The organism is Catenulispora yoronensis (assembly GCF_039531695.1).
Taxonomy (GTDB): Bacteria; Actinomycetota; Actinomycetes; order Streptomycetales; family Catenulisporaceae; genus Catenulispora; species Catenulispora yoronensis.
Window position 1 is genome coordinate 21,506 of sequence record NZ_BAAAQN010000090.1, and the last position, 14,664, is coordinate 36,169.

The following is a 14,664-nucleotide window of genomic DNA, read 5'->3' on the forward strand; positions in this document are numbered from 1 at the left end:
GATCGCGAAGGTCACTGGCCACCCTTCTGGACGAAGCCCCGGACGAAGTCCTCGGAGTTGGCCTCCAGCACCTCGTCGATCTCGTCCAGCATCGAGTCCACGTCCTCGGAGAGCTTCTCCTGCCGCTCCTTCAGGTCGCTGCTCGCCTCGGTCTCGGTCTCCTCGACCTCTTGCTTGTCGCGGTTGGCGTGCTGCTGGCCGCCGCGTTCGTCCGCTGCCATCTCAGCCCTCTCCCACTCCTCGGCAGGTTGCCGATCTTCCTCACTCTAGCTTCAACTTCCCCCGAACGGAGGTATTCCACTCGCGATCGGCGACCCGAAAAACTACATCCGTTGAAAGTTACTGGACCAGCACCGATACGGCGCTGATCCAGTATATGGAACGCTGTGTCTCAGCCCTCGGTCAGAGCGCGGACCAAGTCCTCGGCCGTGCGGCTCCGATCGATCAACGCTTGGACGTGCTGCTTGGTTCCCCGGGTCGGCTCCAGGGTCGGCACCCGCTGCAGCGACTCCCGGCCCGGCACGTCGAAGATCACCGAGTCCCAGGAGGCGGCCGCCACCGAGTCGGCGTACTTGTCCAGACAACGGCCGCGGAAATAGGCCCGGGTGTCCTCCGGCGGATGGTCCACCGCGCGCCGGACCTCGGCGTCGGTGGTGATCCGCTCGAACCGGCCGCGGGCGGCGAGCCGCTGATAAAGGCCCTTCTCCGGCCGGACGTCGGAATACTGCAGGTCGACCAGCTGCAATCGCGAGGAATCCCAGTCCAGGCCGTCGCGTTTGCGATAGCCCAGGAGAATCTCGTACTTGGCGACCCAGTCCAGTTCCCGGGACAGCGTCATCGGATCGGATTCCAGCCGGGTCAGCACCGATTCCCAGCGCTCCAGCACGTCCTTGGTGACGTCGTCGACGTCGGAGCCGTAGCGGTCCTCCACGAACTTGCGGGCCTGCTCGCAGTACTCCATCTGGAGCTGCACCGCGGTGAGCTTGCGCCCGGTGCGCAGCGTGACCAGCTGCCGCAGCGTCGGGTCGTGGCTGACCTGGTGCAGGGTCCGCACCGGCTGGTCCACCGACAGGTCGGTGGACATGAAGCGCTCCTCGATCATGGCCAGGACCAGCGCGGTGGTCCCCATCTTCAGGTAGATGGAGATCTCGGCCAGGTTGGCGTCGCCGATGATGACGTGCAGCCGCCGGTAGCGCTCCGGATCGGCGTGCGGCTCGTCCCGGGTGTTGATGATCGGCCGCTTGAGCGTGGTCTCCAGCCCGACCTCGACCTCGAAGAAGTCGGCGCGCTGGGAGATCTGGAAGCCCTGGCCGCGCCCGTCCTGGCCGACCCCGACCCGGCCGGCGCCGCACACCACCTGCCGGGAGACGAAGAACGGTGTCAGGTTCCGGACGATGTCGGCGAAGGGCGTGCTGCGCTGCATGAGGTAGTTCTCGTGCGAGCCGTAGGAGGCGCCCTTGTTGTCGGTGTTGTTCTTGTACAGGTTGATCGGCGCGGTGCCCGGGATCTCCGCGGCCCGGCGCGAGGCCTCGGCCATGATCCACTCGCCGGCCTTGTCCCAGACCACCGCGTCCCGGGGATTGGTGACCTCCGGCGAGGAGTACTCGGGGTGCGCGTGGTCCACGTAGAGCCGCGCGCCGTTGGTCAGGATGACGTTGGCCAGGCCCGCGTCCTCGTCGGTGAGCTGGCTGGCGTCGGCGATGTCCCGGGCCAGGTCGAAACCCCGCGCGTCGCGCAGCGGGTTCTCCTCCTCGAAGTCCCAGCGCGCCCGCCGGGCCCGATGCATCGCCGCGGCGTAGGAGTTGACGATCTGGGAAGAGATCAGCATCGCGTTGGCACCGGGGTTCCCCGGCACGGAGATGCCGTATTCGGTCTCGGTGCCCATGATTCGCCACACGCTCATACCGGCCACCTTATTCCGCTGGACTGACCTGTGGCAGTGCCTTGTGCACGGTTTCTGGGGGTGCCACGTGCTCTGTGTACCCGGAGGGTGATCATCGAATCGTGATGCGGGCGACGCGCGTGGCGCCACGGAGCAGTGTTGACCAGTCACGCTGCGCAGCCGCGCCGGCGCCGGGCGGACCGCCCCGGCCGGGATCGGGGCGGGAACGGGCCCGGGAACGAGCCGGGAACGGGCCCGCAACGGACAGCACCGTCCCCGGAAGCCGCGGTGACGGCTCCCGAGAACGGTGCTGCGAGGTGTTCCCTGTGCGGCCCGGGGCCTACAGGTACTGCCCCGTGCTGGCGATCGTGTCGATCGACCGCCCGGTGTCGCTGCCCCGCTTGCCGGTGACCAGCGTGCGGATGAACACGATCCGCTCGCCCTTCTTGCCCGAGATCCGGGCCCAGTCGTCGGGGTTGGTGGTGTTCGGCAGGTCCTCGTTCTCCTTGAACTCGTCGACGCACGCGCCGAGCAGGTGGGAGATCCGCAGGCCCTTCTGCTTGTGGTCCAGGAAGTCCTTGATCGCGGTCTTCTTCGCCCGGTCGACGATGTTCTGGATCATCGCGCCGCTGTTGAAGTCCCGGAAGTACATGACCTCCTTGTCCCCGTTGGCGTAGGTGACCTCCAGGAACCGGTTCTCGTCGATCTCGCTGTACATGCGCTCGACCGTGGCCTGGATCATCGCGGTGACCGTGGCTCCCCGGTCGCCGCTGTGCTCGGCCAGGTCGTCGGCGTGCAGCGGCAGCTCCGGCGTGACGTACTTGCTGAAGATGTCCTTCGCCGCCTCGGCGTCCGGGCGCTCGATCTTGATCTTCACGTCCAGCCGGCCCGGCCGCAGGATGGCGGGGTCGATCATGTCCTCGCGGTTGGAGGCGCCGATCACGATGACGTTCTGCAGGCCCTCGACACCGTCGATCTCGGAGAGCAGCTGCGGGACGATGGTGTTCTCCACGTCCGAGCTGATGCCGCTGCCGCGGGTGCGGAACAGCGAGTCCATCTCGTCGAAGAACACGATGACCGGCACGCCCTCGCTGGCCTTCTCCCGGGCCCGCTGGAAGACCAGGCGGATGTGCCGCTCGGTCTCGCCGACGTACTTGTTCAGCAGCTCCGGTCCCTTGATGTTCAGGAAGAAGCTCTTGACGTTCTCCGAGCCGGTCACCTCCATGACCTTCTTGGCCAGGGAGTTCGCGACCGCCTTGGCGATCAGGGTCTTGCCGCAGCCGGGCGGGCCGTACAGCAGCACACCCTTGGGCGGCCGCAGCTGGTGCTCCTTGAACAGATCGGGGTGCAGGTACGGGAGCTCGACGGCGTCCCGGATCAGCTCGATCTGCCCGTCCAGGCCGCCGATCTCCTCGTAGGAGATGTCCGGCACCTCCTCCAGCACGAGGTCCTCGACCTCGGACTTCGGGATGCGCTCGTACACGTAGCCGCTGCGCGGCTCCATCAGCAGCGCGTCGCCCGGACGCAGCTTCACGTCCAGCAGCGGCTCGGCCAGCCGGACCACGTGCTCCTCGTCGGTCCGGCCGGTCACCAGGGCCCGGGTGCCGTCCTCCAGGATCTCCTTGAGGCTGACGATCTCGCCGACGCTCTCGAAGCCGAAGGCCGCGACGATGTTCAGCGCCTCGTTCAGCATCACCTCCTGGCCGGGCCGGAGGGTCTCCGGCTCGATGGAGGGGCTGACCGACACCCGCATCTTGCGGCCGCCGGTGAAGATGTCGGCGTTGCCGTCGCCGGCGTCCTCCAGGAACACGCCGAAGCCGCTCGGCGGCTGCGCGAGCCGGTCGATCTCCTCCTTCAACGCCACGATCTGGTCGCGCGCTTCGCGCAGCGTCGCCACCAGGCGTTCGTTCTGGCTCGTGAGCCCGGCCACAGTGGCCTGCAACTCGTTGATCCGCTCCTCCACCGCCCGGCCGCCCCGTGGGGCGTCCGCCGAGTCCCGGAGTCTGCGCCGAAGGACGGCGATCTCCTGTTCCAGGTACGTGACCTGGGCAGCGAGGTCCTCCGAACCCCGCGCCGAGCGCCCACTGCCCTCGCGGATGTCGTCGTCGTGTGCTGGCACGGTCCTCACCTCCCGCCGGAAGCTGCGATCATCAAGAACTTCCTTGCTGCCTTCCTGCGCCGCGGAGGCGTTCTTGAAACCGCTGAATGTTGTGCACTTGCCGCCGAGGCCGGGCGCGTCCAACCGCGCGGGTCCGGAACTCGGGTGTCGGTCGTAGGAACAACAAGGCCTGTCGTCATCACGATTCCCCCTCACTCGGCTGGTTATGTTGAGCCGGTCCGGAGCTATGGCCCCGATCCTTGCACCTGGCCGCCAGTGGATCAACGGATAACCGCCGGAGAACGTTCTCCGGCGCCCCTTGATACCGTCTGGAAGCATGACGGCCACCACCGACACGGACGCGCTCGAGGTCTGGATCGATCACGATCTGTGCACCGGAGACGGCATCTGTGCACAGTACGCGCCAGACGTGTTCGAACTCGACATCGACGGTGTCGCTTATGTTAAAACCGGCGACGAACTCCTGACCGGCGCCGAAGCCCGGGTCCCGGTGCCGACGGACCTGGTGCTGGCGGTGCTCGACTCGGCCCGGGACTGCCCCGGCGAGTGCATCCGCGTGCGCCGGAGCAGCGACGAGGTGGAGATCGCCGGACCCGGGGCGAACGAACAGTAAAAAAGTGTTAAGAATGGGCGCCGGGTTCACTCCCGGGCCCCCCGGGGTACATGATCTCCGCCCGATCACCGCCCGATCTCCGCCCGCGCGGGGGCCTGCGCGGCGCACGCACGCGCCCCCCGTCGACTCCCGACGGCGGGAAACCGGTTCCGCCCCAGCCCGGCACCAGTTCCCGCCGCCGCTCATCCCCGTCACCACACCCGATGCGGAAGAACGCGACCACCCCAAAGCTCTCGCGACGCGTCTCCCGGCTGATTGACGTTCCACACCCCCTCGGGGTTCCAGATCATGCCCCTGGATTCCGGATCGGATTTCCGCCCAGGTCGTAGGCCCGGGCCGGCTCCGCCAGCAGCCGCGCCGGCCCGCCCACCGGGTGCAGCCGCTCCGGCGCGTCGGTGTGGATCGGCACCACGGTCCGCGGCCGGACCCGGTGCACCAGGGTGTGCAGGTCGTCGGCGGTCGCGTGCCCGAACGAGCCGATCCGGCGCAGCGGGATGGCCAGCGCGGCCAGCCACTCCACGAACAGGTCCCACCGGGATTCGAACGGCCCCAGCGGCTCGCCGTTGGCGTGCAGCCACACCGTCCCGGCCCCGACCGGCAGGTCGGCCAGGTCCGGGATGCCGCGCAGATCGCGCAGGTCCGGCTGGTAGACGAAGGCGCCCGGGTCGGCCTTGATCCCGTCGAGCCCCACCTCGTCGTAGGCCACCACGCACTCGACGTCCAGGGCCCGCAGGAACGCCGCGACCGCCGCGCCCCAGACGATCCGCCGCCCGGCCGCGTCCGCCACCTCGACGAACTCCCGGACCCGCTCCAGGTCGCGCGGGTACATCGCGAGCAGCACCAGGTCCCGCCCGGCGGCTTCGAGCGCTCCGGCGAAGTCGCGCACCACGTCGTCCTCGGTCCGCACCGGCCCCGGGAACACCGGCAGCCCCAACGCGGTGCCCTCGGTGACGAACATCTCACAGCCCGCGGCCAGCTCGGCCAGCCGCCACGCCCGCTCCGGCGCGCGCCCGTGGAACCGGATGTCCCCGGTGAAGGCGAGCACGCCGTCGGAGGTCGTCACCAGGTAGCCGCTCGCGCCGGGCACGTCGTGGTCGACCGTGATCCGCTCCACCGTCAGCGGCCCGAACGCGGTCGGCGTCCGCTCCGCCAGCGGCCGCCACCCCGGGTCCCCGCCCGGCAGGCCGTCCCCGGCCGCCGCCAGCGCCGCCATCACCGCGACGGTCTCCGGGGCCCCGTACACCTCGATCCCGGGCCGCAGCGTGCCGACCAGCCCGCAGTGGTCGATGTGGGCGTGCGAGACGAACACCGCCGTCGCCGGCCCGGCCGCGCCCAGCGGATCCCCGGGGCCGAGCATCGCCGGGTCGTACACGCCGGGCAGCCGCGGGGCCGCGCCGACCCGCAGCCGGTCGGCGAGGTAGTGCTGGGGGCGGGGGACGACCGGGGGGCGGAACAGATCGGTGCCGCGCGGGATGTCGAGGCCGAAATCGAGCAGGACGCGGTGGTCGCCCTCGGTGATCAGGACCTTGCTGGAGCCGATGACGCCGACCCCGCCCCAGAACTCGACGGTTGTTGCCATGTATATACGTGTTCTCTTCCTATGAATGTGTGCCTACGCCCGCCGGGGATCGCCCGGCGCTACGCGGCGACCGTGCGCGCCCACGCGAAGATCCCCGGCAGGACGGCTTCGACGACCTCGGCCGTCACCGTCGCCGGGCCGTCGGCCCGCCCGAACCGATCGATGTAGCCGGCGCGGGCGCCGACCGCCATCGCCGGCTCGATCTCGTTGAAATAGTGGTCGCCGAGCGAGAACAGCTCCCCGCTCGGCCGCCGGGCCAGCTCCCCGGCGATCCAGCGCCGCAGGCCCGCGGGCTTGTTCGCGCCGGACAGCACCCCGTCGAACAGGCCGGTGACGCCGAGCCGGTCCAGCAGCGGCGCCAGGCCCCCGGCCGGGCTGTTGGTGGCCAGCACGATCCGCACCGGGCCGCGCAGCTCCTCGAACGCCTCGACCAGCGCCGGGACCGCCACCACCGGGCACTCCGGCGTCAGCATGAACTTCCGGCTCGCCAGGAAGGCGTCCTCCAGCGCCGGGGTCCCGACGCCGCGCAGCACCCCGAGCCCGGCCGCGGCGCCCCAGGCGTCGACCGCGCTGCGCAGCACTGCGGCCTCGTCCTCGTCGGCGGCCCCGGCGGCGGCCGCCACGCCCTCGGCCAGATAGGCCTCGAAGCCGTCCAGCATCCGGGCGCGCGCCGCGGACGGCAGCGTCGCGGCGGCCTGTTCGGCGTAGTACCGGACCGGCGCGTCGTCGCGGTAGACGGTGCCGTCGAAGTCGACGACCAGCAGGGGCCTGCGGTCCGGTGTCGTCGGATCAGCCGTTCCAGCAGTCGTCGGGTCGGCCGTCGGCTCAGCCACGCACACCTCCGGCGGCCGACAGCGCGCCGCGGATGAACTGCCGCTGCAACAGCAGGAAGAACACCATGACCGGCAGCGTGGTGAAGGTGACGGCGGCGGCCAGGCCCGGGAAGTCGGTCCCCTCGGCGTTGGCGAACGTCGACAGTCCGACCTCGATCGGCTGCACCGTGCTGGAGGACTCCATGTTGCTGTCGGTCATGATCACCGGCCACAGGAAGGAGTTCCACGAGCCGAGGAACACGTTGATGGCGATGATCACCAGCGCCGGCCGCACCATCGGCACCCCGATCGAGCGCAGGAACCGCAGCCGCGAGGCGCCGTCCAGCGCCGCGGCGTCGAGGATCTCCGCGGGCATGGTCAGGAAGAACTGGCGGACCAGGAAGATCCCGAACACGCTGGCGCCCCAGGGGATGATCTGGATCCAGTACGTGTTCAGCAGGTGCAGGTCGTTGGCCAGCACGTAGTCCGGGATGATCAGGACCGTGCCGGGCATCATCAGGACCGCGAGCACCAGCAGGGTCAGGAACTTGCGGCCGGGGAACCGCAGCACGCCGAAGGCGAACCCGGCCAGCAGCGACGTGACCAGGCACAGCAGCACGGTGCCGGAGGCGATCAGCACCGTGTTCCCGAACAACCGCAACCAGGGCGCCGAATGCCAGGCCCGGGACCAGTTCGACCAGTCCCAGTGCGGCACCAGCACCGGCGGGAAATTGCTGAACTCGCCGGGGCGCCCCAGCGAGATGACGACCGTCCAGTAGAACGGGAAGACGAACGCGGCCCCGATGAAGACGGCCAGCGCGCGCCGGGCGTAGAGCCCGGCGCGGCTGGCGCCCGCCATGCCGCGGGAAGCGGGGGGCTTGCTCACCCCTGCGCCTTCGCGGCCGCGCAGGCGGACTGCGCGGTGTTCAGCGCGTCCGAGGGCTGCTTGCCGTTCTCCAGCGCCTCCTGGATCGCGGTGGCCTCGTAGCCCTGGCACTTGAAGATCCAGGAGAAGCCGGGCAGCGCGAACGCGGTGTCGAGCTCGGAGACCGCGGCGGTCTCGTAGGGGTTCTTGGCCACGAAGTCCTGGAGCGCCGGCTGGCTCAGCGCCTGGCTGGTCACCGGCAGGTAGCCGGAGGTGGCGGCCCAGCCGGCCTGCTCCTCGGGGCTGGTGATGAACTTCAGGAACGCCCAGGCCGCGGCCTTCTGATCGGCGCTGGCGGACTTGAAGACCACGATGTTGGTCCCGGTCAGCTCGTTGACCGCGCCGGCCGGGCCCGCGGGCAGCGCGGTGATGTTCAGCTTGAACTTGCCGCCGACGGTCTTGTTCTCGAAGCCGTAGCCGGCCGCCGAGGAGATGTCGAAGACGCCCTTCTGGGCACCCAGCGCGGTCTCGCCGGGGTAGTTCTTGCCGGTGGCCAGCGCGCCGGCGTCCTTCAGGTCCTTCATGTACTGCAGGGCCTTGACGACGTTCGGGTCGTTCAGGTGCGGCGTGCCGTCCTTGTCGTACAGCGCGGCGCCGTTGGCCCGGGCCAGGATCTCGAACCACTGGGTGCCGAACGCCGCGGCGGTGGCCGACCCCGGGTCGATGGTGGAGCCGGTGACCCCGTCCTTGGACACCGCCTTCATGACGGAGGCGTAGTCGTCCCAGGTCTTGGGTTCGCTCTGGCCGTCCTTGGCCATCAGGTCGGCGTTGTAGAACAGGATCAGCACGCTCTTGTTGAACGGCCACATCCAGGTCTTGCCGTCCGGCAGCTTCAGGTCGTCCTGGATGCCCTTGTAGAACGTGGACATCGCGGCCGGGGAGTCGGTGCCGGCCAGCTCGCTGATCGGGCTCAGCACGCCGGAGGACTGGAAGTAGGAGGCCCAGCTCTCGTAGGCCTGGCCGATGGTCGGGGCGTTCCCGGCCTGCACCTCGGCCTTCTCCTTGGTGTACATGGTCGCGTAGTCCGGCTCACCCTGGAGCTTGACCGTGATGTTCGGGTACTTGGCCTGGAAGTCCGAGACCAGCTTGTCCATCGCCGGCTTCAGGGTGCCGATCGTCATCGCCTCCTCGAAGGTGATGGTGACCGGGCCGGTGGGGACGGCGAGCTCGGTGCCGCCGGCGCTGCTGCTGCTCGTGCCGCCGCTCTTGGTGCCGGCTCCGGCGTCGGCCTTCGGAGTGGAGGTGCCGCCGCCGGCGCAGGCGGTCGCGGTCAGGGCGAGGGCAGCCAGGCCTGCGGCCGCGGATATGCGCTTACGCATGGTTGTTCGGATCTCCCGGTTCGAGGGGGTGGGGTTCTCAGACGAGCGCGTGCGACTCGCCGGAGGCGGTACGCCGCCGGACGAGGGTGAAGAAGACGGTGACGGCGAACAGGACCACGGCCAGCGCCGCGCCGTAGCCGGTGTCGCTGAACACGAAGGCCTCCTGGTACACCAGGTAGCTCAGGGTCGTGGTGGCGTAGGCGGGGCCGCCGTTGGCCAGCTGGTAGAACTGCGTGAAGGCCTGCAGGCTGGTGATCGCGGTGATGGCGACGACGAACACCGTGACCGGCTTGAGCTGGTGCCAGGTGACGTGCCAGAACTCCTGCCAGGCCGAGCAGCCGTCGGCCCGGGCGGCCTCGGACAGCTCGTCGGAGAGCATGGCCAGGCCGCCGAGGAACACCACGGTGGTGAAGCCGACCTCGTGCCACAGGCTGTAGACCACGACCGCCGGCATCGCCGAGGACGAGGACTGGAGCCACTGCGACGTCGGCAGGTGCAGGCTGTGCAGGACCCAGTCGGCCAGGCCGAACTTGGCGTTGAAGACCCAGGTCCAGATCATCGACGTGGCGATCACCGGCGTGGCGTGCGGCAGGAAGATCGCCAGCCGGCTGCCGTTCAGCAGCGCCCCGCCGCGCTGCAACAGCAGCGCCAGGGCCAGCGAGAGCGCGGTGCCGCCGAGCACCATCGCGCCGGTGAAGTACAGCGAGTGCCACAGGCTGCTGAGGAAGGCCGGCTGGGTGGAGTCCCACAGCCGGCGGTAGTTGCCCAGCCCCTTGAACTTCGACAGCGCCGGGTTCAGCGCGTTCCACTTCCACAGCGAGACGTAGAACGTGTACCCGGTCGGGACGATCACGAAGGCCAGGAACACCAGCACCGCCGGAGCCGAGTAGGCCCAGCCCCAGCGGGTGGCGCGGAAGTCTCGGGCCGCACCGCGCCGCCGGGGGCGGGACGGCGCGGCGGCGGCCTGTCGGGCCTCGGTCGCGGTGGTCACGGGGTGAAACTGTCGCGGGCCCGTATGACGCTCCGGCGACGTTTTGATGAACAGTCCGCTACAAGGCTTCTTATATTCGCGATCTTGTGATGTCCTGGAATGTTGGCCAGTCCCTAACCCAGCAGGATTGGTCCAACTCCGCCCTGCCCGCGCGGCCACACCCGTGCGGCACGGCGGTCCGCGCCTGGGAACGCCCGGCCGGACCCGGGGATCACCGCGGTGATCCCACCCCCGGATCCGGCCGCCCGAGCCTTCGCTACGGGAGCACCCGGCGCGCGACGCTCGACGTCACGGTGCCGTCCTCGTTGAACTCGGGGTCCGGCGCCGTGCCGTCGGCGGGCGAGGCGCCCTCGGCGAGATAGTCCGCGGCGTAGGCGCCCTTGGACGGCCGGCGGCGGCGCACAGGCGGGGTGACGCCGTCGGCCAGCCGGCGCGCGGTCACCAGGAACCCGGTGTGGCCGATCATCCGGTGGTCCGGCCGCACCGCCAGCCCCTCCACGTGCCAGCCGCGCACCATCGACTCCCACGGCTGCGGCTCGGTGAACGCGCCGTGCGCGCGCAGCGTCTCCACCGTCCGCGACAGCTGCGTCGTGGTCGCGACGTAGCAGCAGATCACACCGCCGGGCACCAGCGCCTTGGCGACCGCGTCCACGCAGTCCCAGGGCGCCAGCATGTCCAGCACCACCCGGTCCACCTCGTCGTCGGCCAGCTTCTCGGCCAGGTCCCCGATGGTCAGCTCCCAGGCCGGGTGCTCGGCCCCGAAGAAGGACCGCACGTTCTTGGCGGCGATCTCCGCGAACTCCTCGCGGCGCTCGTAGGAGTGCACCATGCCGGTGTCGCCGACGGCGCGCAGCAGCGAACAGGTCAGCGCGCCGGAGCCGACCCCGGCCTCGACCACGCGGGCCCCGGGGAAGATGTCGGCCATCTGCACGATCTGCCCGGCGTCCTTCGGATACACCACGGCCGCGCCGCGCGGCATCGACAGCACGAAGTCCGACAGCAGCGGCCGCAGCGCCAGGTACTCGTTGCCGCCGGTGGTCTTCACCACCACGCCCTCCGGGGAGCCGATCAGCTCGTCGTGATCGAAGGCCCCCTTGTGCGTGTGGTACTGCTTGCCCTGCTGCAGGGTGATGGTGCTCATCCGGCCCTTGGCGTCGGTGAGCTGAACCTGGTCTCCGGCCTTGAACAGGCCGCGGCGGTGTTCGGCGCCGGTCGGAACGGTGGAGGTGGGCGTGCTGTCCATCCCTCCAGCCTACCGGCGGCCGCACGGCCTCCCGACCGGTCCCGGAACCGACCGAAAGCGGCTCAGCGCTGGGGCGCCATCCGCCGCGGCGCCGGCGGCGGACCCGGCGGCCGGCCCAGGAACGCGGCCTGCACGTCCGAGGCCGCCAGCACCCCGACGATGCCGCCGTCGGCCTCCACCACCAGGTACTCCGGCGCCGGGTTCGCGCGCAGCACGTCCAGCAGCGCCTCACCGGTCAGGTCCGCCCCGACCATCAGCCCGGCCTCCAGCGGCCGCGCCACGTCCCCGACCTCCACCCACGGCCGCCGCTGCTCCGGCGTGGCGATCACCTGCGCCTCGTTCACCAGCCCGGTCGGCCGCCCGGCCCCGTCCACCAGCACGATCCCCCGCGCGTTCACCTCGTGCGCCCGCCGCAACGCCTCGGCCAGCGGCACCCGCGGCTCCACACTCACCGCCCGCCGCGTCATGGCCCGGGCCGACAACCCCGGAATCCGCTGCCGCAGCTTGGCCACCACCAGCGCCTGCGTGGCGCCGAACCAGATGAACATCGCCATGAACACCGCCAGGCCCAGCCCGAACGGATCGATATTGCCGTCCCGGACATAGACCAGGTTCATGACCACGAACACCACCACCGCCAGCCCGCGCCCGGACCAGGCCGCGGCCGTCGTCCCGGTCATCGGCTTCCCGCTGGCCTTCCACACCGCGGCCCGCAGCACCTGCCCGCCGTCCAGCGGCAGCCCCGGCAGCATGTTGAACAGAGCGACCAGCAGATTCGACGCCCAGAAACCGAAGACCAGGGTGGCGACCACCTTCTGCCCAAGGCCGACGGTATCGTCGTGCGGAATGATCTGATAGACACCAAAACCGACAGCAGCCAGCAGCGCCGACGTCAACGGCCCGACAAAGGCGATCCAGAAGGCCTTGCCCGGGGTATCGGCCTCCCGCTCGATCTCCGACACGCCGCCCAGAAAGTGAATGACGATCCGCCGCACCGGCAGCCCCAACCGCTTGGCGACGGCGGAATGCGCCAGCTCGTGCACCACGACGGACGCGTACAGAAAGACCGCATAGGCCAGCGACATCACATAGCGCCAGCCACCGAGCTCGTTCCCGAAGTCATTGGCCGGATCCCCGGCGTCACCGTGCTGCGGCGCGAGCAGAACCGTGATGAAGGCCGCGACCACGAACCACGACGGCGAGACATAGATCGGGATCCCGAACGGACGCCCCAGGCGGATCCCAGGTCCGGGGGCCACCGGAGCCTTGCCCGCATCGTTTTCGGGCGGCTGCTCCCCGCCCGTCGACCTGCCCTCGTTGTCCGCCACACCTTCGACTCTATGCGCAGGCCAACCACCAAGACCACTCGTCCGGCACCGACATCCCCCGATAGCACTCCCCGAAGTGTCGGCACCGGGGCGTAAGGTCATGGCCCATGGACGCCCCCGAGACCCCACCGACGACGAACCCTGCGACGGGCCCGGCCACCCTGCCGATGGCCCTGTCGCCGTCCCGGGCCTCGGACTTCATGACCTGCCCCCTCCTGTTCCGCTTCCGCGTCATCGACAAACTGCCGGAACGCAAAAGCGCCGCCGCCACCCGCGGCACCCTGGTCCACGCCGTCCTGGAACGCCTGTTCGACCTCCCGACCGGCACCCGCACCCCGACCACCGCCTCCCAACTGCTCGCCCCCCAATGGGACCGCATGGTCACCGACGACCCGGACCTGAAAGCCCTGGCCGAAGAAGCCGGCGGCGACGAACCCTGGCTGGCCGGCGCCGTGGAACTCCTGGAACGCTACTTCCGCCTGGAAGACCCCAACCGCCTGGAACCCGCCGAACGCGAACTCTTCGTCCACACCCGCACCCCCGAAGGCCTCCTCCTCCGCGGCTTCGTCGACCGCCTCGACGTAGCCCCCGACGGCGCCCTCCGCGTAGTGGACTACAAAACCGGCCGCGCCCCAGGCCCCGCCCACGAAGGCAAAGCCCTCTTCCAAATGAAGTTCTACGCCCTGGTCCTCTGGAAAACCCGAGGCACCATCCCCCGCCGCCTCCAACTGATCTACCTGGGCGGCAACAGCCAAATCGTCACCTACGACCCCGACGAACAAGACCTCCGCGCCACCGAACGCAAACTAGCAGCCCTCTGGACCGCCATCCGCTCCGCCGCCGAACAAGGCCACTGGCGCCCCAACCCCTCCCGCCTCTGCGACTGGTGCGACCACAAACCCCTCTGCCCCGCCCACGGCGGCACCCCCCCCCCCCCCCCCCCCACCACCCTGACCGAAGCCACCGACACCATCCCCCGCCCGAAGACCGCCGAACCGGTAGAGGCCTGACGCGCCAAGCACCACCGCACCCTCACCCTCACCACGCTGCCCGCCCGCCGCGCCACCCATCGCCTCCACCGCTCCGCCACCACCGCCGCCACGGCTCCGCCGCGCCACCCCACCGCCGCCACCGCTCCGCCGCCGGGATCGACGCCGCCGACCTGGCCGCCACTCCGCCGCTGGCACCACTCCACCACCCTCACCCTGAACCGGCAGCCGAACCAACCACGCCACCACCCCGGCCCCCGAGACCTTCAGTCCCCTGCCCGGGTTTTGGTTCGTTCCCCTCGGTCACGTCGGCAGGGCTTTGCCTACAGTGCCGCCGACCGGGTGTCAAGTTCATGCAAGCGCATCCGCAGCCCAAAAGCCCTCACCGCAGCAGCATGGACTTGATACCCGGGCGGCGGTGCTGTACCCGTAGGGCTGCCGACGGGACCGAGGGGAACGAACCCCCACCTCACCAACCGCCAGCGCAGGGCCCTGACTGTACCGACCTATGGACTGGCGCCAGTTCCCCGAGGGATCCGAGGCCCCCGCTGGAGGCGCCTGCTTTGCCCAGTTTTTGACTGGCTTTTGGCTTAGATCTTCAGCCCCAAAACCCAAACCAAAAACCAAAAACCAAACCCAAACCCAAAGCAAAAACCGAGACCAAGAGCCAAAGCCAAGGGCCAAGGGCCAAAGCCAAGGGCCAAGAGCCAAGGGCCAAGAGCCAAGGGCCAAAGCCAAGTGCCTGTTGTCTTTCCGAACGGGGTCTTTGAGCTGGGGAAATAGGTGTGCTTGGGGCGTGTGGGGGTTCGTTGTTTGTGGCAGTTTCGGGGTGGGGGGTCGGTCCGATTCTGTGGGAGGCAGTCG

12 protein-coding genes are annotated in these 14,664 nt (G+C 69.8%); 2 read left to right on the forward strand and 10 right to left on the reverse strand.

Going from position 1 to position 14,664, the window contains the following annotated elements:
* Positions 1 to 11: 11 nt before the first annotated feature.
* The 3 genes from ABD481_RS43135 to arc all read right to left on the reverse strand — a co-directional run bounded on the left by ABD481_RS43135 (position 12) and on the right by arc (position 4,001).
* Positions 12 to 221, reverse strand: coding sequence for a ubiquitin-like protein Pup (locus ABD481_RS43135; protein WP_344671718.1), 210 nt, complete (start codon positions 219 to 221; stop codon positions 12 to 14).
* A 170-nt stretch (positions 222 to 391) separates the two neighbouring features.
* Positions 392 to 1,903, reverse strand: a complete 1,512-nt coding sequence (dop, locus tag ABD481_RS43140) for a depupylase/deamidase Dop (protein WP_344671719.1) — start codon at positions 1,901 to 1,903, stop codon at positions 392 to 394.
* A 319-nt stretch (positions 1,904 to 2,222) separates the two neighbouring features.
* A complete protein-coding gene (gene arc, locus ABD481_RS43145) occupies positions 2,223 to 4,001 on the reverse strand; it encodes a proteasome ATPase (RefSeq protein ID WP_344671720.1) in 1,779 nt (592 codons plus the stop codon).
* 316 nt (positions 4,002 to 4,317) lie between these two features.
* On the opposite strand from arc, the gene ABD481_RS43150 reads away from it, so the two are divergent.
* A complete protein-coding gene (locus ABD481_RS43150) occupies positions 4,318 to 4,614 on the forward strand; it encodes a ferredoxin (protein WP_344671721.1) in 297 nt (98 codons plus the stop codon).
* A 286-nt stretch (positions 4,615 to 4,900) separates the two neighbouring features.
* Here ABD481_RS43150 and ABD481_RS43155 read toward each other — a convergent pair whose 3' ends face one another.
* From ABD481_RS43155 to ABD481_RS43185, 7 genes are all read right to left on the reverse strand, one after another.
* Complete coding sequence (locus ABD481_RS43155) at positions 4,901 to 6,193, reverse strand: MBL fold metallo-hydrolase (RefSeq protein WP_344671722.1); 1,293 nt, start codon at positions 6,191 to 6,193, stop codon at positions 4,901 to 4,903.
* A gap of 59 nt (positions 6,194 to 6,252) precedes the next feature.
* Positions 6,253 to 7,026: an HAD family hydrolase gene (locus ABD481_RS43160; RefSeq protein WP_344671723.1), complete on the reverse strand. Its 774-nt coding sequence runs from the start codon at positions 7,024 to 7,026 to the stop codon at positions 6,253 to 6,255.
* Positions 7,019 to 7,891, reverse strand: coding sequence for a carbohydrate ABC transporter permease (locus tag ABD481_RS43165; RefSeq protein WP_344671724.1), 873 nt, complete (start codon positions 7,889 to 7,891; stop codon positions 7,019 to 7,021). Before ABD481_RS43165 ends, ABD481_RS43160 begins: the two co-directional genes overlap by 8 nt.
* Positions 7,888 to 9,249, reverse strand: coding sequence for an extracellular solute-binding protein (locus tag ABD481_RS43170; RefSeq protein WP_344671725.1), 1,362 nt, complete (start codon positions 9,247 to 9,249; stop codon positions 7,888 to 7,890). The genes ABD481_RS43165 and ABD481_RS43170 overlap by 4 nt, the downstream gene beginning before the upstream one ends.
* A gap of 37 nt (positions 9,250 to 9,286) precedes the next feature.
* Positions 9,287 to 10,240, reverse strand: a complete 954-nt coding sequence (locus ABD481_RS43175) for a carbohydrate ABC transporter permease (RefSeq protein WP_344671726.1) — start codon at positions 10,238 to 10,240, stop codon at positions 9,287 to 9,289.
* A 256-nt stretch (positions 10,241 to 10,496) separates the two neighbouring features.
* Positions 10,497 to 11,483: a tRNA (adenine-N1)-methyltransferase gene (locus tag ABD481_RS43180; RefSeq protein ID WP_344671727.1), complete on the reverse strand. Its 987-nt coding sequence runs from the start codon at positions 11,481 to 11,483 to the stop codon at positions 10,497 to 10,499.
* Positions 11,484 to 11,545: 62 nt separating this feature from the next.
* The gene (locus ABD481_RS43185; protein ID WP_344671728.1) at positions 11,546 to 12,811 is read right to left on the reverse strand and encodes a site-2 protease family protein; all 1,266 of its coding nucleotides are present in this window, start codon (positions 12,809 to 12,811) and stop codon (positions 11,546 to 11,548) included.
* Positions 12,812 to 12,918: 107 nt separating this feature from the next.
* On the opposite strand from ABD481_RS43185, the gene ABD481_RS43190 reads away from it, so the two are divergent.
* On the forward strand, positions 12,919 to 13,821 hold the full coding sequence (locus ABD481_RS43190; RefSeq protein ID WP_425559413.1) for a RecB family exonuclease: 903 nt from the start codon (positions 12,919 to 12,921) through the stop codon (positions 13,819 to 13,821).
* Positions 13,822 to 14,664: the final 843 nt, after the last annotated feature.